This is a genomic window from Vibrio sp. 10N.222.55.C7 (assembly GCF_041473335.1).
Classification (GTDB): domain Bacteria; phylum Pseudomonadota; class Gammaproteobacteria; order Enterobacterales; family Vibrionaceae; genus Vibrio; species Vibrio crassostreae_C.
In genome coordinates, this window is sequence record NZ_JBFRSC010000019.1 from 182,115 (window position 1) to 203,315 (window position 21,201).

Annotated in this window: 17 protein-coding genes and 1 pseudogene; 7 read left to right on the plus strand and 11 right to left on the minus strand. The window is 44.6% G+C overall.

Translation table 11 applies throughout. The features are described from left to right. Nucleotides 1–45: 45 nt before the first annotated feature. A complete protein-coding gene (gene trmJ / locus AB4482_RS07215; RefSeq protein WP_017062835.1) occupies nucleotides 46–774 on the minus strand; it encodes a tRNA (cytosine(32)/uridine(32)-2'-O)-methyltransferase TrmJ in 729 nt (242 codons plus the stop codon). Between the two features lie 181 nt (nucleotides 775–955). Between trmJ and suhB the strand changes: the two genes are divergently transcribed. Further along, the gene (suhB, locus tag AB4482_RS07220; RefSeq protein WP_017062836.1) at nucleotides 956–1,759 is read left to right on the plus strand and encodes an inositol-1-monophosphatase; all 804 of its coding nucleotides are present in this window, start codon (nucleotides 956–958) and stop codon (nucleotides 1,757–1,759) included. A 295-nt stretch (nucleotides 1,760–2,054) separates the two neighbouring features. Here the strand turns inward: suhB and secF are convergent, their stop codons facing one another. The 5 genes from secF to queA all read right to left on the minus strand — a co-directional run bounded on the left by secF (nucleotide 2,055) and on the right by queA (nucleotide 7,714). Further along, a complete protein-coding gene (gene secF / locus AB4482_RS07225) occupies nucleotides 2,055–3,002 on the minus strand; it encodes a protein translocase subunit SecF (RefSeq protein WP_017062837.1) in 948 nt (315 codons plus the stop codon). A gap of 14 nt (nucleotides 3,003–3,016) precedes the next feature. Further along, nucleotides 3,017–4,873, minus strand: coding sequence for a protein translocase subunit SecD (gene secD / locus AB4482_RS07230; protein ID WP_081324517.1), 1,857 nt, complete (start codon nucleotides 4,871–4,873; stop codon nucleotides 3,017–3,019). A gap of 20 nt (nucleotides 4,874–4,893) precedes the next feature. Then, nucleotides 4,894–5,223: a preprotein translocase subunit YajC gene (yajC, locus tag AB4482_RS07235; protein ID WP_010440492.1), complete on the minus strand. Its 330-nt coding sequence runs from the start codon at nucleotides 5,221–5,223 to the stop codon at nucleotides 4,894–4,896. Nucleotides 5,224–5,334: 111 nt separating this feature from the next. Next, nucleotides 5,335–6,471: a tRNA guanosine(34) transglycosylase Tgt gene (gene tgt, locus AB4482_RS07240; RefSeq protein WP_017056177.1), complete on the minus strand. Its 1,137-nt coding sequence runs from the start codon at nucleotides 6,469–6,471 to the stop codon at nucleotides 5,335–5,337. A gap of 190 nt (nucleotides 6,472–6,661) precedes the next feature. Then, nucleotides 6,662–7,714, minus strand: coding sequence for a tRNA preQ1(34) S-adenosylmethionine ribosyltransferase-isomerase QueA (gene queA / locus AB4482_RS07245; protein ID WP_017062523.1), 1,053 nt, complete (start codon nucleotides 7,712–7,714; stop codon nucleotides 6,662–6,664). A 334-nt stretch (nucleotides 7,715–8,048) separates the two neighbouring features. Here queA and AB4482_RS07250 point away from each other — a divergent pair, with 334 nt between their 5' ends. Beyond that, nucleotides 8,049–8,495: a CBS domain-containing protein gene (locus AB4482_RS07250; protein WP_017070674.1), complete on the plus strand. Its 447-nt coding sequence runs from the start codon at nucleotides 8,049–8,051 to the stop codon at nucleotides 8,493–8,495. Between the two features lie 69 nt (nucleotides 8,496–8,564). Here AB4482_RS07250 and AB4482_RS07255 read toward each other — a convergent pair whose 3' ends face one another. Next, nucleotides 8,565–9,470: a hydrogen peroxide-inducible genes activator gene (locus AB4482_RS07255; RefSeq protein WP_017062525.1), complete on the minus strand. Its 906-nt coding sequence runs from the start codon at nucleotides 9,468–9,470 to the stop codon at nucleotides 8,565–8,567. 210 nt (nucleotides 9,471–9,680) lie between these two features. Here AB4482_RS07255 and AB4482_RS07260 point away from each other — a divergent pair, with 210 nt between their 5' ends. The 3 genes and pseudogenes from AB4482_RS07260 to AB4482_RS07270 form a co-directional block, all read left to right on the plus strand. Then, nucleotides 9,681–10,289: a peroxiredoxin C gene (locus AB4482_RS07260; protein WP_017062526.1), complete on the plus strand. Its 609-nt coding sequence runs from the start codon at nucleotides 9,681–9,683 to the stop codon at nucleotides 10,287–10,289. A 311-nt stretch (nucleotides 10,290–10,600) separates the two neighbouring features. Next, entirely contained in the window at nucleotides 10,601–11,344 is a 744-nt protein-coding gene (locus AB4482_RS07265) for a copper homeostasis protein CutC (protein ID WP_017062527.1), read from the plus strand. 146 nt (nucleotides 11,345–11,490) lie between these two features. After that, nucleotides 11,491–11,754 (plus strand): annotated as a pseudogene (locus AB4482_RS07270) (hypothetical protein); the annotation flags it as partial. Nucleotides 11,755–11,763: 9 nt separating this feature from the next. Here AB4482_RS07270 and phoU read toward each other — a convergent pair. The 4 genes from phoU to AB4482_RS07290 all read right to left on the minus strand — a co-directional run bounded on the left by phoU (nucleotide 11,764) and on the right by AB4482_RS07290 (nucleotide 17,393). Continuing rightward, nucleotides 11,764–12,462 carry a phosphate signaling complex protein PhoU gene (gene phoU / locus AB4482_RS07275; protein ID WP_009848270.1) on the minus strand — a complete coding sequence of 233 codons (699 nt, stop codon included), beginning with the start codon at nucleotides 12,460–12,462 and terminating at the stop codon, nucleotides 11,764–11,766. Between the two features lie 74 nt (nucleotides 12,463–12,536). Next, nucleotides 12,537–13,355 (minus strand): phosphate ABC transporter ATP-binding protein PstB, encoded by an 819-nt coding sequence (pstB, locus tag AB4482_RS07280; RefSeq protein ID WP_009848269.1) that lies wholly within the window; start codon nucleotides 13,353–13,355, stop codon nucleotides 12,537–12,539. Beyond that, nucleotides 13,356–15,065, minus strand: a complete 1,710-nt coding sequence (pstA, locus tag AB4482_RS07285) for a phosphate ABC transporter permease PstA (protein ID WP_048608162.1) — start codon at nucleotides 15,063–15,065, stop codon at nucleotides 13,356–13,358. Between the two features lie 111 nt (nucleotides 15,066–15,176). Then, complete coding sequence (locus tag AB4482_RS07290) at nucleotides 15,177–17,393, minus strand: ABC transporter permease subunit (protein WP_372131471.1); 2,217 nt, start codon at nucleotides 17,391–17,393, stop codon at nucleotides 15,177–15,179. Between the two features lie 200 nt (nucleotides 17,394–17,593). On the opposite strand from AB4482_RS07290, the gene ppk1 reads away from it, so the two are divergent. Further along, a complete protein-coding gene (gene ppk1 / locus AB4482_RS07295) occupies nucleotides 17,594–19,690 on the plus strand; it encodes a polyphosphate kinase 1 (RefSeq protein WP_017066137.1) in 2,097 nt (698 codons plus the stop codon). Continuing rightward, the gene (ppx, locus tag AB4482_RS07300) at nucleotides 19,681–21,192 is read left to right on the plus strand and encodes an exopolyphosphatase (RefSeq protein ID WP_210447367.1); all 1,512 of its coding nucleotides are present in this window, start codon (nucleotides 19,681–19,683) and stop codon (nucleotides 21,190–21,192) included. Before ppk1 ends, ppx begins: the two co-directional genes overlap by 10 nt. Nucleotides 21,193–21,201 lie beyond the last annotated feature (9 nt).

Here is a 21,201-nt window from a genome sequence, read left to right on the forward strand (position 1 = left end):
TTGACTATTTTAGTCAAGTATTCACCCTTAGGGTTTGTGTGGTTTTTATTTGTCGTTTTTGCTCTTCTCAATTGAAGTCAAAATGCCGCGTAGAGTGTTGATCTCTTGCAACTCTGGACGAGCTCGACTGAACAGACGACGTAGTTTATTCATCACCTGACCTGGCTTATCCTTAGAGATAAATTGGGTATCAATGATCACTTTTTCAAGGTGCTCATAGAACATTTCTAGTTCTTCGTGACGAGGGTACTCATCTTGTTGCTGTGGCTGATATTGGCTAGCGACCATATCAAGGTGAGCTACACGCACTTCGTAGCTCAGAGTCTGCACTGCCATTGCTAGGTTTAGCGAGCTGTATTCAGGGTTAGCTGGGATACATACATGGAAGTGGCACTTCTGAAGCTCATCGTTAGTCAAGCCAGTACGTTCACGGCCGAACACTAATGCGACTGGGTGCTTTTGACCTTCAATCGCAAACTTTTGTCCACACTCACGAGGCTCAAGCATTGGCCATTCAAGCGTACGTGAACGTGCACTCGAACCAACCACTAAACCACAGTCTTTTACGGCTTCGTCTAATGTAGAAACGATGGTCGCGTTTTCTGCGATGTCACCTGCACCCGCAGCCAGTGCTAAGGTCTGCTCGTCAACTTCACATTGAGGGTCTACAAGAACTAATTGACTCAAACCCATCACTTTCATTGCGCGAGCTGCTGATCCGATATTTCCCGAATGAGACGTACCAACCAGAACGACTTTTACATTGTCTAACATGCTATATGACACCACTTTAAAAATAATCGCGAGATATTAACACATAGCAAAGTAAAATGGTCAGACCCTTCGCGTAATGTGAAACCAAGAGTTCAAAAAATAACCACTTCCCTTTTGGTAAAACTTTGGTATACTCGCCGCCGCTTTAAATTGTTCTTTAACATCTTGTGGGAAAAACCATATGCATCCAATGCTAAACATTGCGATACGCGCTGCGCGTAAAGCTGGCAACCATATTGCTAAATCTCTAGAAACAACTGATAAGATCGAATCGTCTCTAAAAGGTAACAACGATTACGTTACTAACATTGCTCAAGAAGCTGAGTACATGATCATTGAGACAATCAAAGCATCTTACCCAGAGCACAGCATTATTTCTGAAGAGAAAGGCCTGACTGAAGGTAAAGACTCTGACGTACAATGGATCGTTGACCCACTAGATGGCACCAACAACTTTGTAAAAGGTTTCCCTCACTTCTCTGTATCTATCGCTGTTCGCATGAACGGTCGTACAGAAGTTGCTTGTGTTTATGACCCAATGCTAAACGAGCTATTCACAGCTCAACGTGGCGCTGGCGCTCAACTTAACAACGCTCGTATGCGTGTTACTCAACTAAAAGACCTTCAAGGTACTGTTCTAGCGACTGGTTTCCCATTCAAGCAAAAACAACACTCTGAATCTTTCATGAAGATCATCTCTGGTCTATTCATTGACTGTGCTGATTTCCGTCGTACAGGTTCTCCTGCTCTTGACCTATGTTACCTAGCAGCTGGCCGTGTTGATGGTTACCTAGAACTAGGCCTTAAGCCATGGGATCTAGCAGCTGGCGACCTAATCGCTCGTGAAGCTGGTGCTATCATGACTGACTTCGCTGGCGGTACTGATTACATGACTTCTGGTAATGTTGTTGCTTCAAGCGCACGTGGTGTTAAGTCTATTCTTAAGCACGTTCGTGAGAACGCTAACGAAGGTATGCTGAAATAATTCAGACCTTACGTTAAAGCTCTCTGTTTTAAGGGCGCATAAAAACTCCAAAGCCTCGCTAGATAGCGAGGCTTTTTTGTATCTGCGATTTGAGATACGAAATACGAAATACGAAATACGAAATACGAAATACGAAATACGAAATACGAAATACGAAAATGGTGCTCTTAGTGACAGTATATTCAACTCAACTTGCCGATAAGTTACGTTGATCTTATCGACAATAAACAGACGTAAAAAAACCGCTAGTTGCCTAGCGGTTTTTTTGGTTTAGCGAAACTTATTAAGCCAAGGCCTAAGGCATCTCGTCAAACTCTTCACCTTCTTTGTCCACTTGTGGTGGCATTAGGTGTTCACGCGTAATACCTAACTTCATAGCCAGTGCAGATGCAACGTAGATAGAAGAGTAAGTACCAACCGTAATACCCAGTAGAAGTGCAGTCGCGAAGCCGTGAATCATAGCGCCGCCCTGAACGAACAGTGCGATAACTACGAATAACGTGGTACCAGAAGTGATCAATGTACGGCTCAATGTTTGTGTGATTGAGCTGTTCAGTACTTCAGGTGCTTCACCCTTACGCATCTTACGGAAGTTCTCACGGATACGGTCGAATACAACAATGGTATCGTTGAGGGAGTAACCGACCACCGTTAGCAAGGCTGCTACGATGGTAAGGTCGACCTCAATTTGCATTAGAGAAAACACACCCAGAGTGATGATAACGTCGTGCGCCAGTGCTAATACTGCACCCGCAGCCAAACGCCATTCAAATCGCACTGATACGTAGATCAAGATACAGATAAGAGAAACTAGAATAGCAAGGCCACCCGCTTCTGTTAATTCGTCACCCACGTTAGGACCAACGAACTCGATACGACGCATTTCAACTTGCTCACCAGTACCATTCTCAATAGCAGAAAGGATTTGGTTACCAAGCGTTTCGCCCGCTACGCCATCACGTGGACGTAAACGAACCATCACATCACGAGCTGAACCGAAGTTCTGTACCGTTGCATCACCAAAGCCTTCGGCTTCTAGTGCACTACGAATATCAGGAAGGTGTGCCGGTTGTTCAAAACCAACTTCAATCAGAGTACCGCCAGTAAAATCTAGACCCCAGTTCAACGATTTCGTTGTTAGGGTGAAGATAGCAGTACCAATCATCAAGATAGAAAAAACAAAGGCAACCTTTGACCAACGCATAAAGTCGATCATTTTGTCTGCTTTTAGAATCTGAAACATATTAATTCCTAGCCTTAGATCGACAGTTTTTTAACGCGTTTGCCGCCATACATCAGGTTCACGATACAACGTGTTCCGACAATAGCTGTAAACATTGAAGTCAAGATACCGATAGACAGCGTTACCGCGAAGCCTTTGATAGCACCCGTACCCACAGCAAATAGAATGATTGCTGTTAGTAGTGTGGTGATGTTGGCATCGGCGATTGTGCTGAATGCGTTCGCGTAACCTTGGTGAATCGCTTGTTGTGGACTGCGTCCATCTCGAAGCTCTTCACGTATACGCTCAAAGATCAGAACGTTCGCATCAACCGCCATACCGACCGTTAATACGATACCGGCAATACCCGGTAGGGTCATGGTAGCCCCCGGAATCATCGACATAATACCGATAATCAACACCAAGTTAGCCATTAGCGCAACGTTCGCAATCAGACCAAAGCTACGGTAGTAAAGCAGCGTAAACAGCATTACAGCAGCCATACCCCAAACCATCGCCATGATACCCATATCGATGTTTTGCTGACCCATAGATGGACCAATCGTACGTTCTTCTACAATTGAGATAGGCGCAATCAACGCACCAGCACGCAGTAGAAGTGCCAAGTTATGAGCTTCAGCCGTTGAGTCAATACCAGTAATACGGAAGTTACGGCCTAGCGCAGATTGAATCGTCGCTTGGTTAATCACTTCTTCGTGCTTACTTAAGATAACTCGACCTTCCGGTGTTTTACGACCGCTGTCTTTGTACTCTGCAAATACCGTTGCCATTAGCTTACCGATATTCTGACGAGAGAATGCAGACATCTTGCTACCACCTTCGCTGTCTAGCGAGATGTTAACTTGAGGACGACCATATTCATCAACACTTGAACTTGCATCAGTAATACTTGAACCGCCTAGGATAACGCGCTTCTTAAGTACCACAGGGCGACCATCACGATCTTGCTTGATTTCGCTACCCGCAGGGGCACGACCAGAAGCGGCAGCGGCTAAGTCAGCACTGCTATCCACTTCACGGAACTCAAGCGTCGCGGTAGCACCAAGAATTTCTTTAGCGCGAGCCGTGTCTTGAACACCAGGCAATTCCACTACGATACGGCTAGAGCCTTGACGTTGAACCAAAGGTTCAGCAACACCAAGTTCGTTAACACGGTTACGTAGAATGGTAATGTTTTGCTCTACCGCATAGTTGCGGATTTCTTGAAGACGAGCCTCTGTGAAGCTAGCAACCAAAGAAAAACGACCATTAGATTCAGAATCTACAAACGTCATGTCTTGGTGCTTAGATTGCAGTAGCGATTTCGCTTCAGCAAGCTGCTCGGCGTTACGTAGAATCACTTCAACCGCATCTTTACCAGATGGGCGAATTGCACGGTAACGGATTTTTTCTTCACGAAGTTCGCTACGGAACGCTTCTTCTTGTTGGCCAACCAGCTTTTGCATCGCAGCGTCCATATCCACTTCCATCAAGAAGTGAACACCACCACGTAGGTCAAGACCAAGCTTCATTGGTGCAGCACCAATAGATTCAAGCCAATCAGGAGTTGAAGCAGCTAAGTTTAAAGCAACGATTACGTCTTCATCTAATGCTTCAGTGATGACATCACGAGCACTAATTTGAGAGTCTGTATCGTTAAAGCGAACAAGAATGGAACCGTTTTCTAGAGCAACGGATTTAGTAGAAAGGTTTTCAGCTTCAAGAGCATTGGTGACAGCATCCAGCGTAGACATATCTACAGAGGCGCCGCGCGCCCCTGTAACTTGAACTGCCGGATCTTCACCGTATATATTCGGAAGTGCGTACAACGCAGCGATGGCGATAGTAAACACCACCATCAGGTACTTCCATAACGGGTAACGGTTTAGCACAGCGAGGATCCTCTAGCTGTTTATAGAGATTTCAGAGTACCTTTTGGTAGCACTGCTGTAACGAAGTCTTTCTTGATAACTACTTCGTTGTTTGCATTCAGTTCGATAGCAACGTAGTCGCTGTCTTCTGCAATCTTAGTGATCTTGCCAATTAGGCCGCCGCTTGTAAGAACTTCATCACCTTTGCCCATAGAAGACATAAGGTTCTTGTGCTCTTTAACACGCTTAGCTTGTGGACGGTAGATCATGAAGTAGAAGATCACAGCGAACATACCTAGCATGATAAGCATTTCGAAACCGCCGCCTGCTGGTGCACCTTCTGCTGCTGCGTGAGCTTGAGAAATAAACATTTAAAACATCCTCTATTTATATTTTCGTAATTGTTTGTCTAATTGGGTCGCATCCCTTTATTTTCAAGCCCCATCACTCGGAAGAGAGATAGGGCTCGCAAAAAAGAAATACTAAGATTCTTTACCTAGTGGTGGCACTTCACGCCCCATTCTTGCGTAGAACTCTGCAACGAACTCTTCAAAGCGGTCTTCATCGATAGACTGACGAATGTCTGACATTACTCGTTGGTAGAAACGCAGGTTATGAATCGTGTTCAGTCGAGCACCTAGGATTTCGTTACAACGATCCAAATGGTGTAAGTACGACTTGCTGTAGTTCTTACAAGTGTAACAGTCACACTCTGAATCTAGTGGTGTTGTATCGGTTTTATGCTTCGCATTACGGATCTTGATCACACCTTCAGTCACAAACAGGTGGCCGTTACGTGCATTTCGCGTTGGCATTACACAGTCAAACATGTCGATACCACGGCGAACACCTTCAACCAAGTCTTCCGGTTTGCCTACGCCCATTAGGTAACGTGGCTTATCTTCTGGCAGTTGAGGACATGTGTGCTCAAGAATGCGGTGCATATCTTCTTTTGGTTCGCCTACTGCTAGGCCACCTACTGCGTAACCGTCAAAACCAATTTCTGTTAGGCCTTTAACGGATACATCACGAAGGTCTTCGTACACGCCACCTTGAACGATACCGAACAGTGAGTTCGGGTTTTCAAGTTTGTCGAAGTGGTTACGTGAACGCTCAGCCCAACGAAGAGACATCTCCATTGAGTCTTTTGCTTCTTTGTGTGTCGCAGGGTAAGGCGTACACTCATCGAAGATCATTACGATGTCTGAACCTAAATCTTTTTGGATTTCCATAGACTTCTCAGCGTCCATGAAGATCTTGTCACCGTTTACAGGGTTACGGAAATGAACACCCTCTTCAGTGATTTTACGCATTGCACCTAGGCTGAATACTTGAAAGCCGCCTGAATCAGTCAGGATAGGACCGTGCCAGTTCATGAAATCGTGCAGGTCACCGTGCATTTTCATGATTTCTTGACCAGGACGTAGCCATAGGTGGAATGTGTTACCTAATAGGATTTCAGCACCTGTGTCTTTTACTTCTTCAGGTGTCATACCTTTAACAGTACCGTAAGTACCTACAGGCATGAATGCTGGGGTTTCAACGGTACCGCGTTCAAACTGAAGTTGACCACGACGTGCGCCGCTATTAGTTTTTTTAAGTTCGTATTTTAATTTCACGAAGCCTCCAATATGCCAGAGAAACAATCTGACTGTTAATTCAGAACCTTAGGCCAAACAAAAGTTCAGTCTAGTGGGTTCTATGAGGAGCGGTCGCGTATTCCTTGCGAGAGATTAGACAGACACCCTGCCCGACTCCTAGCTTACTGCTAGCACCCGTAAATTTTTGTATCGCTTAAACCTGCTTAAATTAGCTCGTTTTCTTATTGATGAACATAGCATCGCCGTAGCTGAAGAAACGGTATTCGCTCTTCACTGCGTGATCGTATGCGCCCATCACATTGTCGTAGCCAGCAAATGCACTCACCAACATAATCAGTGTTGATTCTGGCAAGTGGAAGTTGGTAATCAAGCAATCCACCAACTGGTATTCATAGCCAGGGAAGATGAAGATTTCTGTATCACCAAAGAAAGGAACGAGCTCAGTGCCTTTCTTCAATGCATCTTGAGCTGCACTTTCTAGTGAGCGTACTGATGTTGTACCAACAGCAATAATACGGCCGCCACGGGCTTTTGCTGCAGCTACGGCGTCAACCACTTCTTGCGGCACTTCAACGTACTCAGCATGCATGTGGTGATCGTTAATATTATCAACTTTTACTGGCTGGAACGTACCAGCACCAACATGAAGCGTCACGTAAGCAAACTCAACACCTTTTTCTTTCATGTCAGCCATTAGCTTGTCATCAAAGTGAAGGCCTGCTGTTGGCGCTGCAACCGCACCCGGCTTTTCATTATAGACAGTCTGGTAGCGCTCTTTATCTGCATCTTCATCAGGACGATCGATGTAAGGAGGCAGTGGCATGTGACCAACACTGTTAAGAATCTCTAAAACGCTTTGATCAGATGTGAAATGGATTTCGAATAACGCATCGTGACGCGCCACCATTTCAGCTTCATATTCATCGTTCTCACCAAGGAACAACTTGGTACCCGGCTTCGGTGATTTAGAACAACGAACATGCGCAAGAATGCTTTTCTCATCAAGCATACGTTCAACCAGCACTTCAAGCTTACCGCCTGATGCCTTGCGACCAAATACACGAGCTGGAATCACTCGAGTGTTATTGAAAACAACAAGATCGCCTGGCTCAACCAAGTCTAAAACGTCTTTAAACGAACCATCAGCTAGGTTACCGCTGTTGCCATCTAATTTAAGCAGGCGGCTTGCTGTACGCTCCTCTTGAGGGTAGCGAGCAATGAGTTCATCTGGTAGGTCAAAGTGAAAATCTGAAACTTGCATGTGTCTAGTCTTGTCTTAGTTGATGAGATTTGTGCCGTTGACGAATCATAAATCGTAGTTGCTGGATAATCGTTACGGTAAGTCAATCGTTACCAGAAACACATCGCAAACACGACTAAAAATTTCGCAGTGGGCTAGTATAGGCACACGAGCCGCAATAGCAAGGTTTACAGCACTGGATTATTGTAAAGAGGCGTAAAATAATGCGACTGATTCACCTCCTCAAGCTAAAGAATTAGTTGCATAAAACTCACCCAAGAATGCGTCAGATCTCAGTTATTTTTTGGATAAAAAACTATAGTAATAGCAACAAATAAAAAAGAAGGAGGTTCGTATGATCAAGGTTGAAGATATGATGACTCGCAACCCTCATACCCTATTGCGCTCACACTCACTGGCCGATGCTAAGCACATGATGGAAGCACTTGATATCCGCCATATTCCGGTCGTCGATTCCGACAGGAAACTACTAGGTGTCGTCACACAACGAGACGTTCTCGCCGCTCAAGAATCCAGCCTACAAAACATCCCACAAGCTCAATCTTTTACTCTTGCTACTCCCCTCAACGACATCATGCACAAAAGTGTTATGTCGGTAGAGCCGCGTGCAGGATTAAAAGAATCGGCTATCTACATGCAGAAACATAAAGTGGGCTGTTTACCTGTCGTAGAAAACCACGAACTAGTAGGCATTATTACAGACAGCGATTTTGTCACGATAGCGATCAATTTACTGGAGCTGCAAGAAGAAGTAGAGCCAGAAGAAGCAGAAGTAGAGTAACGCTCGGAATTGATATAAAGAAGAGCGGCCAATTCAGCCGCTCAGAGGGATTGTTGTCGCAGCGGATTATTATAGAAGCTCAGATACCACATCCGCTAATTGATGGAATGTCTCACGACGCGAAGAGCTTGGTCGCCAGACAAGGCCAATATCTCGGTAGGCCTGCTGACCAGGAGGATCGATCACAACGAGATTCTGGTTTTCCAATAAACCGTGGTCGATCGCCATTTGCGGAATAAAGGTGGTTCCTAAACCATTGGCCACCATTTGCACCAATGTGTGAAGGCTCGTCGCAGTGAACGGGTTGATCTTCTCTTTATCCGTTAACTTACAAGCCGACACAGCATGCTCGGTTAAGCAATGCTCGTTCTCCAACAAAAATACAGATTCGTCTGGCAGGTCATCGTATTTAATCGGAACGCGAATACCATCAGCTTGATTGCGACTGATCACCATCCGGAAAGGGTCTTGCCCAACAACTTGGCTTTCCATATTGTCGATATCGACAGGCAAAGCCAGAATCAGCACATCTAAGTCTCCATGACGCAGCGCAGCCAATAGGTTGGTCGTTGTGTCTTCACGTAACAGCAAATTTAATTGTGGAAAGCGCTGGTTGGCTTCCTGTACCAAATCGCACAAAAGGAACGGCGCTATAGTAGGAATACACCCGACTCGCAGCTGCCCTTGCATCGCATCCCCGTTACATAGATTTCCAAGCTCTACGAGATCTTGTCCTTTCGCTAGTAGCTCTCGACCGTGCTTGACCACCAGCTCACCTGCTTGCGTGAAAACTAGCGGGCTCTTTTTATCTTTCTTCTCATAAAGCGGGCAACCAATCAGCTCTTCTAGGTTTTGAATGCCTTTACTTAGCGTAGATTGACTGACGAAACAGCGATCTGCGGCATCACTGAAATGACGAGTTTCGTGAAGAGTAACAAGATAGTGAAGTTGCTTAAGACTTGGCCATTTATTCATGAAATTACTTTGTAATATGAGTAGGATAAGTTAGGTAAAGGTCATTCGACCTAAGGACAGGACAAAGAATAAGCTTATCGCTTTTTTCGATTAACTTAATCTATTTAATTCGCTTTTTTCTATAGTACCGATTGTACTATAGTTTGTCCCGTAGAAACGGAGCCCAAACAAAGATGTGTTGGGCCAACTAATTTTTTAGGAGATTCCAAAATGGTACTAGTAGGTCGTCAAGCCCCTGACTTTACTGCAGCAGCTGTTCTAGGTAACGGTGAGATCGTTGATAACTTCAACTTCGCAGAATTCACTAAAGGTAAGAAAGCTGTAGTTTTCTTCTACCCACTAGACTTCACTTTCGTTTGTCCTTCAGAGCTAATCGCTTTCGACAACCGTCTTGAAGATTTCCAAGCTAAAGGCGTTGAAGTAATCGGTGTTTCTATCGATTCTCAATTCTCTCACAACGCATGGCGTAACACTGCTATCGCTGATGGCGGTATAGGTCAAGTTAAATACCCTCTAATTGCTGACGTTAAGCACGAGATCTGCAAAGCATACGATGTTGAGCACCCAGAAGCAGGCGTTGCTTTCCGTGGTTCTTTCCTAATCGACGCTGACGGTCTTGTACGTCACCAAGTAGTTAACGATCTTCCACTAGGTCGTAACATCGACGAAATGCTACGCATGGTAGACGCACTAAACTTCCACGAGAAGAACGGTGAAGTTTGTCCTGCACAATGGGAAGAAGGCAAATCAGGTATGGACGCATCTCCAAAAGGTGTTGCAGCATTCCTATCTGAGCACGCTGACGACCTAAGCAAGTAATTACCTCTTAAGCCCGAACTCAACGCGGGTTAATGGTTGGAAGATTCTCTTTAAAGAGACATAAAGCATAAGCTAATAGCGCAAAGCGCACCGCCAATCAGTTAAGAAGTAAAGTCCTATTAAAAGCCCGAAGTTAACGCTTCGGGCTTTTTGTTTTCCCCCTCCTCGCTCCCCTAGACTGACTCTTGTAATAGATAATTGAGGTAGCGATAAACCTAAACTTTACCTCTATTTTCCCTTATCCCCATCTATTCAGAATCACACCTAGATTGCTATTATTTCATCAGTATCTTTTTGAACGGATAAACACGATGAACACCGAAATTGAAGTCTGTATCGATAACTTAGAATCTCTTCATACCGCACTATCTGGTGGCGCGAATCGAATTGAGCTTTGCTCTTCATTAGCACTTGGCGGATTAACTCCAAGCTTCGGAATGATGAAACAAGCGGCAATAGTTTCGTCGGTTCCGGTCTACGCTATGATACGCCCAAGACAAGGCGACTTCATTTTCGATAACGACGATATGCTCTGTATGCTTGAAGATATTGAAGCTTGCGCAAATGCAGGATTGGATGGGGTCGTACTTGGTGTGTTAGCGCCGAACGGAAGTATTGATATGCCAAAGATGCAACAACTGGCTGACAAAGCGCACTCGTTAAAGCTTGGGATTACCTTCCACAGAGCCATCGATCAAAGCTCTGATTTCCAAGCAGCATTAGAACAAATCATTACACTTGGATGCGAAAGAGTCCTGACATCAGGGCTTGCTGCTAATGCTGAGCAAGGTATCGATGTATTGGCTGCAATGGTCAAACAAGCCGATGGACGAATTGATATCATGGCGGGGGCTGGCGTTAACGCTGCGAATGCCAAAATGATTCAAAGCGCTACCCAAGTACCTGCTCTTCACCTTTCAGGTAAATCGACAAGGCCGAGTCTAATGGAAAACAACTCAAGTGCTCAAATGGGCAGTGATAATATTGATGATTATCAGATCCCAGTGACAGATGCGAGTAAGATATCTGATGTGAGAGCCGCCCTCACCGCTTAGGGCAATAGTCGCCAGCATAAATCCAGAGAACCTCGCTGACTAATCTAACTGACTGACGTATATTAGATTTAATAGCGCAGAAAATTTTCATGGATAGATATGGCTAAAGACTTATTCAGCTCTCTTGATTTAAACCTGTTACGAAGCAAAACATGTTTGGAAGAAACCAAATCCACGGCTTTCAGGCTGAAATTGGCGTGGCAAGTTATGACGGTACGAAAACGCGCTCAGGCGAAGTAGAAGAGAAAACAACACATGGTATAAGCCTAGGCGGGGCCTACGTTTACCAAGCGACACCAATGCTTGGATTACGTGCTGGTGTTAATATGAATATTTTTGATCACAACAAAACCTTTGTGCCTTACGACACAACGGTCAATTTCAATCTTGGTGCAATAATTAGCTTCTAAAGATAAGCTCTATTTGAGTGCGTCATCAAGGCTTTGATCGCCTAGGTGACGTACATCTTTACCCTTCACAAAGTAAATAATGTATTCGCAGATATTTTGGCAGCGGTCTCCCACTCGCTCAATCGCACGAGCTGACCACATCACCTGCAAAATATTAGGGATGTTCTTAGGGTCTTCCATCATATAGGTCATTAACTGACGAATAACGGCCTCGTACTCCGCATCCAACTTATCATCAAGCTTGTGAACTTCAGCTGCCGCATCAACATCCATACGAGCAAAAGCATCTAATACTTGGTGAAGCATGGTGATAGCCTGACGGCAAAGAGGCTCTAAAGATACGTGGAATTTCTGCTCTTTGGTTGAAGGGATCTCAATAGCACCTTGCGCAATTTTAGAAGCAACATCGCCAATACGTTCCAGATCGGTAATGGTTTTGATGATCGCCATAATCAAACGCAGATCCTTCGCTGTCGGCTGACGCTTTGCAATGATTCGAGTACACGCCTCATCAATCGACACTTCCATCGCATTCACTTTGTGGTCATCACGAATCACTTTTTTGGCCAATTCAACATCGTCTTTATGAAGCGCCTGCATTGCAAACGAGAGTTGCTGCTCCACTAACCCGCCCATGGTCAATACATGAGTACGGATCGACTCTAACTCGACATTGAATTGCCCTGAAATGTGGCGACCGAAATGCATACTTGCTCCTTGAAAGAAATGAAGAAAGCCATTTTTGTAGAGTGACTTAGCTCTAGATGACACCTTTGTAGAGGTTAGCCATATCTACCAGTAATGTAGTCTTCCGTCTGGTTTTTCAATGGAGACGTAAAAATTGAGTCCGTATCTGAGTACTCGATCAATTTTCCCATATGAATAAATGCAGTATGGTCACTTACACGCGCGGCTTGTTGCATGTTGTGGGTAACAATCACCACTGTGTATTGCGTTTTTAGATCGTTGATCAACTCTTCAATCGTCAAAGTAGAAATAGGATCCAGTGCCGATGTCGGCTCATCTAACAAAAGCACTTCAGGCTCAATAGCAACCGCACGAGCGATAACCAAACGCTGCTGTTGACCGCCAGATAAACCAAAAGCGTTCTCATGCAAACGGTCTTTCACTTCATCCCATAACGCAGCAGCACGCAGAGAGCGTTCAACCGCATCATCGAGATCTCGGCTGTTGCTAACGCCTTGTAGCCTCAAGCCATAAACCACATTCTCATAGATAGATTTAGGAAAAGGGTTTGGACGCTGGAATACCATACCAACACGGCGTCGTAAGGTCGCGACATCTACCTTGGGATGATAGACATTCTTACCATGAAGCTTCACTTTCCCGGAAACCTTACAGCCTTCAACAAGATCGTTCATGCGATTAATGCAGCGCAGCAGAGTCGACTTACCACAGCCAGAAGGGCCGATAAACGCCGTCACCTGCCCCTTCGGGATCTGCATCGAGATATCATCAAGTGCTTGGCTCTCTTTATAGTAAAGATTTAGCCCTTCAATCGAGATAGCAATTTGCTCATCCTTCAGGTTGTGAACATCAAGTGGTGCTTGGTAACCCAAGGTTTCATTAATCGAGAACATCTAATCTTGTCCTAAGGTTCGGTATTTTTCACGCAAGTTATTACGGATATTGATGGCTGTTAAATTCAACCCAACAATCACCGTAACCAATAAAAATGAAGTCGCATACACTAAAGGTCGTGCCGCTTCGATATTAGATGTTTGAAAACCAACATCATAGATATGAAAGCCTAAATGCATGAACTTTCTGTCTAAGTGTAGGTACGGGAACTGACCATCAACTGGCAAGCTGGATGCTAATTTCACAACACCCACCAGCATGAGTGGAGCAACTTCCCCCGCGGCTCTCGCGATTGCCAAAATTAAACCAGTGATAATCGCTGGGCTTGCCATCGGTAAAACAATGCGCCAAAGCGTCTCAAATTGAGTCGCACCAAGCGCTAATGAACCGTGCCTCACTGCACTAGGAATGCGCGTTAAGCCCTCTTCAGTGGTTACGATAACGACTGGAAGCGTCAAGACCGCTAAGGTTAGTGCTGACCAAAGTAGACCCGGCGTACCAAATGTCGGAGCGGGTAATCGCTCTGCATAAAACAACGTATCAATCGAGCCACCAATGGTATAGACGAAGAAACCTAAACCAAAAACGCCATACACGATCGAGGGTACACCCGCCAAGTTAATCACGGCGATACGAATTAAACGTGTTAGTGCGTTGTTTTTTGCGTATTCATGAAGATATATCGCAGCGACCACGCCAAGCGGCATCACGACGATCGACATGAGAATAACCAGCAAAACGGTGCCGAAGATCGCAGGAAACACACCGCCTTCAGAGTTTGAGTCTCGCGGATTCTCTGATAAGAACTTCCAAACTTGTTTGCCCCAGTGCCCAACCTTTTCTAGGTAAGACATATTATTCGGGTACCAATAATCCAGAATGTGACTTAGCGAGATCTCGACCAGCTCGCCTGTCATATCCTCAACCAGCAAGCTTTCGACATTAAGCTGCGTTCTAAGGTGCTCAAGCTTAACTTCGGCTTCATCCAACTGGCGATTTAATTCCAGTTTAGTTTGAGTATAGGTTGTAAGGTATTCATCGCTCACTGACTCATTGAGTTCAAGCTTACGCTTTTCTAAGCGCAGGTTTTCCAATTGCCAGCTGATATTGCGTATTTCTTGGTTCACAACACGCGACGTTTCTTTACGTAACGTATCAGCGAACGCCAAACCTTGTTCGAGCTTTTGGTCTATGTTCGAGTCAAAAGTGCCAGAAGCAGTTTTAAAACCCACCGGCTTACCAAAGAAGTAGCCACCTCGACTTCGTTCAATCACAACCCAATCAAGCGGGGTGGTGGGTTCACGTAAGTTAACATCCAGAATAGAAACAAAGTCCGCAGGGTACAGTTCTCTGTTGGCAACTTTGATGCTTAAGCGCTGTATTAGCCCAGTCGACAAATTTTGAGGTGACAAGAGATCATGGACTTGTGGAACTTGCTCTATCGGGATGTATTTTCGTTCATATAACTGACCAACCAATACATCTTGTTTTGATACGGTTTCGTCAAGATCGACCACTAGCGATAAGTCTTTGGAGTCAACTTGCCATTGATACAAAGGTGCGGGCCAAAAATAGGTTAAGCCCTTCCAACCAATCAGCAGCATTAGGCCAAGAACAGAAAGCATACTGATGCTCACCGCCCCGCCCGTAAGCCAGATCCACGGAGATCCCGATTTAACCCAAGATAATAATGACTTCAGTTTGTTCATCATGATCGACCTTGCTGTTGACGTGCTGAAATCAAGGAGCTGCAAAGATCAAGAGACACGCTAGTCAAGCCACTAAAAGCCATTGATACACATTGAGGCAAACCTTTAAAACTACAGCGCACGATATTTATCTCTCAGTCTTTGTCTAACCCACTCAGCAACTGAGTTCACCGCGAATGTAAAGATAAACAGCAAGAGTGCAGCCAAGAACAGCAAGCGGAAATGAGAACCACCCACTTCTGATTCTGGCAGCTCAACAGCAATCGTTGCCGATAACGTCCTCATCCCTTCCAAAATATTCCAGTCAAGAATTGGGGTGTTACCTGTCGCCATCAAGACGATCATGGTTTCACCAACTGCTCGCCCTAGGCCCATCATAACCGCAGAAAAGATACCTGGACTCGCCGTCAATAGCACCACATAAATAAGCGTCTGCCACGCCGTCGCACCCAACGCTAATGACCCATCAGACAAATGTTTAGGTACAGAGAAAATAGCATCTTCAGCAATAGTGAAAATCGTTGGGATGACCGCAAAGCCCATAGCAAAACCAACCACTAGCACATTGCGTTGGTCAAAGTCGATACCATAGCTAGCCAAAAAGGTACGAATATCACCACCAAATAACAAAGCTTCAATGTTGTTTCCACCAGCAAACACCGCAACCACTGTAATCACCAATACCGGAATCAATATCAGAGCATGCCAACCGTTAGAGAAGCGACCCGTTACCCTCTTCGGTAAACAGAACCAAACAAGTCCAGTCAACAGTGTGCTCAGAGGTAACAACACCATTAATGAGAAGACAGCCGTTAAATGTGTTTCAACGATTGGAGCAAACCAAAGCCCAGCCAAAAATCCGATGATCACGGTTGGAAGAGCTTCCATCAGCTCTATCGAAGGCTTCACCACTCTTCGCATGCGTGGAGACATGAAGTAAGCGGTGTAAATAGCTCCGAGCACAGCAACCGGCACGGCAAACATCATCGCAAACAGAGCTGCTTTGATAGTACCGAATGTGATAGGTACTAAACTGAATTTCTCTTCAAAGTCATCATTCGCCGACGTTGATTGCCAAACGTATTGCGGCTCAGGGTAACTTTCATACCAGACCTTTTGCCAAAGCGATGAGAATGATATTTGTGGGTATTCATTGTCGACTTTAGCCACACTGATGGTGCCATCAATCAGCGTCGCCAGATGCAGTTCATTGGCAGACATAGCCGCTAATTGTGGTGATTTATCAAATGCACGCTCGAACAGCGACAGTTTTTCACTGGTCGTATAGTGGCTTTGTAATGTGCCGTTCTTATAGAAGCTATAAAAACCCTTTCTATAAGTATCAGGCAAAATAAATTGCACTTGTTCAGCAAGTTGGAAGTCTCGAATATGGGTCAGGCTACGCTTTTCATCTTTGAGTACATCGAACCACTGAGAAACCTGTCCGTCCTCATGCGTAACCAACAGTGAATAAGCTCCAGACAGTAAATCGATACTTTTCACCGAGTGCTTCGCATCATTTAAGCTAAGATCAATCACTTCACGAACATTGAAGCCGCTATCTGATAGCTTCAAAACCACTAAATCCGATTGGGCTCGGAGATATAAAGTTTGGCCATCAGGTGTGACTAACAACTGTTGCTGCAAGCCCAACTTATCCGATAACCATTGGCTCTTCTGAAAAACATACTGACCCGTAACATCACTTTGGTACCACTTCACTAAGACTCGTTGGTCACTTAGCTGAGCGGCAACCGTGATACCACGTCCATTCTTAGAGAACGCGAATTTTTCGATCGTCGCCCCATTTGAGGGTTCATCATTTAAAAATGGTTCTGGGAGATCAATTTGCTCAATTTTAGGATCGGCTTCACTGCCCTTTTGCAGCACAGGCGCACTATACTCAGGATAGAAAAAAGTAAGGTTGCTTGCGCTGTCGGCAAAGGCAAACCAGTTTTCTGATGGGGTATTTCGAGAAAAGGCGATGGGGTTGGCTACAACATCACGCTCAAAGTAAGAGTGTGTATTTTGAGACTCTAAATCCCAAAACTGTACCAAACCAGATTTTTCGATAGTAAATGCATGCTGACCGTATTCATCAACCGATAAGACGATAGGTTTTTCTACGGCAACGGTCTTTACAGCTTGGTCTGTCTCTAAACCAGTATCAGAAAATACCGGTAAAATGACCATCGCCAAGTAAACAAAGATCAATACTAGGGCAGCTAGAACACTGACCGCGCCACATGTCACCGAAAAACGGACGAGACGATCTTTCAACCATCTTTTTTTGTCGCGCTCTTTCAATGAAAATTGGGCTGATGCCATCTGTTTATCTACCTTTTTTTAGCTACTGACATAATATGTACGTTAGATGACAATTATATTACAAGTTACGTTAAACAACTGAAACTAATAACAAGTTTGTTAGCCATATTTCTTAAAGTAAGATCATAGATTTTGTGAATTTTGCCATTCTAATTTAAAGTAATCAGCTCTATAGCCAGTACTCAAGGATTCTCATCTCGATGGAAAAAGACTATGTCACAAAAGAACTTAGCTGGTTATCCTTCAACGAAAGAGTGCTCCAAGAAGCGGCAGATAAGTCAGTCCCCTTAATCGAAAGAGTTCGTTTTTTAGGTATTTACTCGAAAAACCTCGATGAGTTTTACAAAGTCCGATTTGCTGATGTGAAGCGAAAGATCTTACTTCAAGATCCACAGCTAACCTCCAACTCGCCGAAAAGCCTACTGACTAAAATGCAGAGCAAAGCAAGCAAGCTCGATGCTCAATTCCATGAACTGTATAACGACTTGCTATTGGAATTGGTACGCAATCGTATTTTTCTGGTCAACGAACAACAAATCAGCGAAGAACAAAGTGGCTGGATAAAAAAGTACTTTAAGAAAAAAGTGCTGCCACACTTAACTCCGATTCTCTTGAACGAAGATAGCCAGTTACTTAATATTCTCAAAGATGAACAAAGTTACTTAGCCATCGACATCGAGCGTGATGCATCATCTCAATATGTCTTACTCGAAATCCCATCAGAAGCACTCCCTCGATTTGTTAAGTTACCGGAAACTTCGGGTTCGCAGCGTACAACTTTGATCTTGTTAGATAATATAGTTCGATTTTGTTTGGATGACTTACTTAAAGGATTCTTTGAGTATGACTCATTGCGTTGTTTTGCGATAAAAATGACACGTGATGCCGATTATGATCTGCAAGAGGACAATGAAAATAACCTATTAGAATCGATGTCTTTAGGTTTAGAACAGCGCTTAACGGCACTGCCGATACGTCTGATCTATGAATCTGAAATGCCAACTGAAATGCTCAACTTCTTACAAGTCAGACTTAAACTGTCTGACTATGACAGTGTCATCGCAGGTGGTCGCTATCATAACTTCAAACATTTCTCTGAGTTCCCAAGCCTTAACCGACGTGATTTAGTTAATCGTCCTCTACCCGCGATTAAGTGCGCGCATTTCAGCCATTACCCAAACTACTTCGAAGCGATCAAAGCTCGCGACATCTTACTGCATTATCCTTATCACACCTTTAGTCACATCACTGAACTGGTTAGGCAGGCTTCCTTTGACCCGAAGGTAACCTCCATCAAAATAAACGTTTACCGTGTTGCGGAAGGCTCAAAACTCCTCAGCTCAATCATCGATGCGGCGCACAATGGCAAAAAGGTCACTGTGGTTGTCGAGCTGCAAGCACGCTTTGATGAGCAAGCCAACATTCAATGGACCAAGAAACTTCAAGAAGCGGGTGTAAAAGTCATCCATGGCATCCCAAGTTTGAAGATCCATTCCAAGTTGCTGCTCATCAAACGAAAAGAAGGCAAGCATACCGAGCATTATGCCCATATTGGCACTGGCAACTTCCATGAAGTTACAGCGCGCGTGTATACCGATTTCTCTCTGCTCACTGCGAATGAAGATTTGACTCAAGAGGTGAGACAAGTCTTTAAGTATATTGAAAACCCTTATCAAAAGTCCCAGTTCAAGCAACTGATTGTGTCACCAAAGAATACTAGAAAACGTCTGTACCAATTGATAGATAATGAAATACAAAACGCGATAGAAGGTAAACCTGCAAGCATCACTCTAAAACTCAACAACTTGGTCGATCGAGAGATCATTGAAAAGCTCTATCAGGCTAGCCAAGCCAATGTAAAAGTGAGAATGGTCATTCGCGGCATGTGCTCTCTTGTCCCTGGCATACCCAACATCAGTGATCATATTGAGATAGTCAGTGTGGTCGATCGTTTCCTCGAACATCCGAGAGTGATGATATTTGGTAACGCTGGAAAGCCGAAGGTCTATATATCTTCCGCTGACTGGATGACACGAAATTTTGATCACCGCATCGAAGTTGCAGCTCCAATTTTAGATCCAAAGATCAAGCAAACCATTATCGATATCACCGAGTTTCATTTCGATGACAGCAACAAAGCTCGAGTGCTAGACCAAGCGATGAGCAACTCTTACACACAACCACCAGCAAACCTACTTGATTACCCGACGTCACAACTCTCCACTTACCACTATATTAAACGTATGGAGAAACTTGCTCGCAAGAAGTACAAACAAGAGAAGAAATCATGCCGCTAATTGATAACAAACATTCTCGATGTATTGCCGCTATCGACTTGGGTTCGAACAGCTTTCACATGGTGGTTGCCCGAGTATTCGATCAACACCTGCAATTAGTCAGCAGACACAAACAGAAAGTGAGATTAGGTGATGGATTGGATGAACGTAACGTCCTATCTGAAAGCGCTATCGAGCGAGGCCTAGAATGCCTCAAGGTGTTCGCAGAACGACTGGCGGATTTTGAGCTTGATGATGTCAGAGTTGTTGCGACTCATACCCTAAGAAAAGCCAAAAACGCTAAAGACTTCTTAGAGCAAGCCAAGCCACTGTTTCCTTTTCCAATAGAGATCATTTCCGGTCAAGAAGAAGCTCGAATAATCTATAACGGAGCAGAACACACTCAAACCGCTTCTGAATCTAAGTTGGTTATTGATATCGGTGGAGGGAGTACGGAACTCGTCGCCGGACAAGGCTTTACTCCTCTAATTATGCGCAGTTTACCGATGGGATGCGTCAACTTCACTCAACGTTTCTTTGCTGACGAAGGGCTAACTTCACGACACTTCTCAGATGCTTATACCGCAGCTACTCGTCTATTGATGCCATTGATTGAAGAATACACAAAAGCCCCTTGGGAAATCGCTTTTGGCTCATCTGGTACCACGAAATCAATAAAAGAAGTACTCATTGGCTTAGGGTTCACCGATGGTCTCATTACGCCCCAACGCCTGTCCTATTTAAAGAATCACTTATGTGAGTTTTCATCATCCAACACCGTAAACCTTTCAGGCTTAAGTGATGAGAGAAAGCCTGTGTTTGCTGCAGGCGTCACCATTCTTTCAGCAGCAATGGATACGCTAGACATCAAGGAGTTACATTTTTCTGATGGTGCCCTGAGAGAAGGCGTTCTTTATGACATGGAGGATAGGTTTAAAGATATTGATATTCGAACAAGAACTGCCGAAACGCTCGTCTCTCGATACCATGTAGACGTAACTCATGGCGAGAAAGTGAAAGTGCTCGCTCTTTCATTGCTGAAACAAGTACAGCCTCAAGTGACAACTGCGGTCACTAATGAGCTGTATGATCTGCTTGGTTGGGCTGCAGTACTTCATGAGGTAGGACAAAGCATTGCATTCCAAGGCTATCACCGCCATTCGGCTTATCTGCTTAAGCATACGACAATGCCAGGCTTTAATACTGAGCAACAACGCCTTATATCAGCATTGGTTCGCTATCAAAGAAAAGCGCTCAAACTACAAGATTTGCCGGAACTTTCTCTGTTTACTCAGCAACAAGTCACCCTGCTGATTCGTATATTGAGACTCGCTATCTTACTCAACCGTCAGCGAAATCAAGCACTGGCCCCAGACGTGACTCTAACGATTGAACAACAGGATAACTGGGAATTGAAAGGAACTAACAGCGATTGGTTGGCCCAAAACCAACTGCTTGATTATGAGCTCAGAGAAGAGCAACAACGTTGGAAAAATGCAGAATGGTCGTTGCAGCTAAAATAACGAACAGTC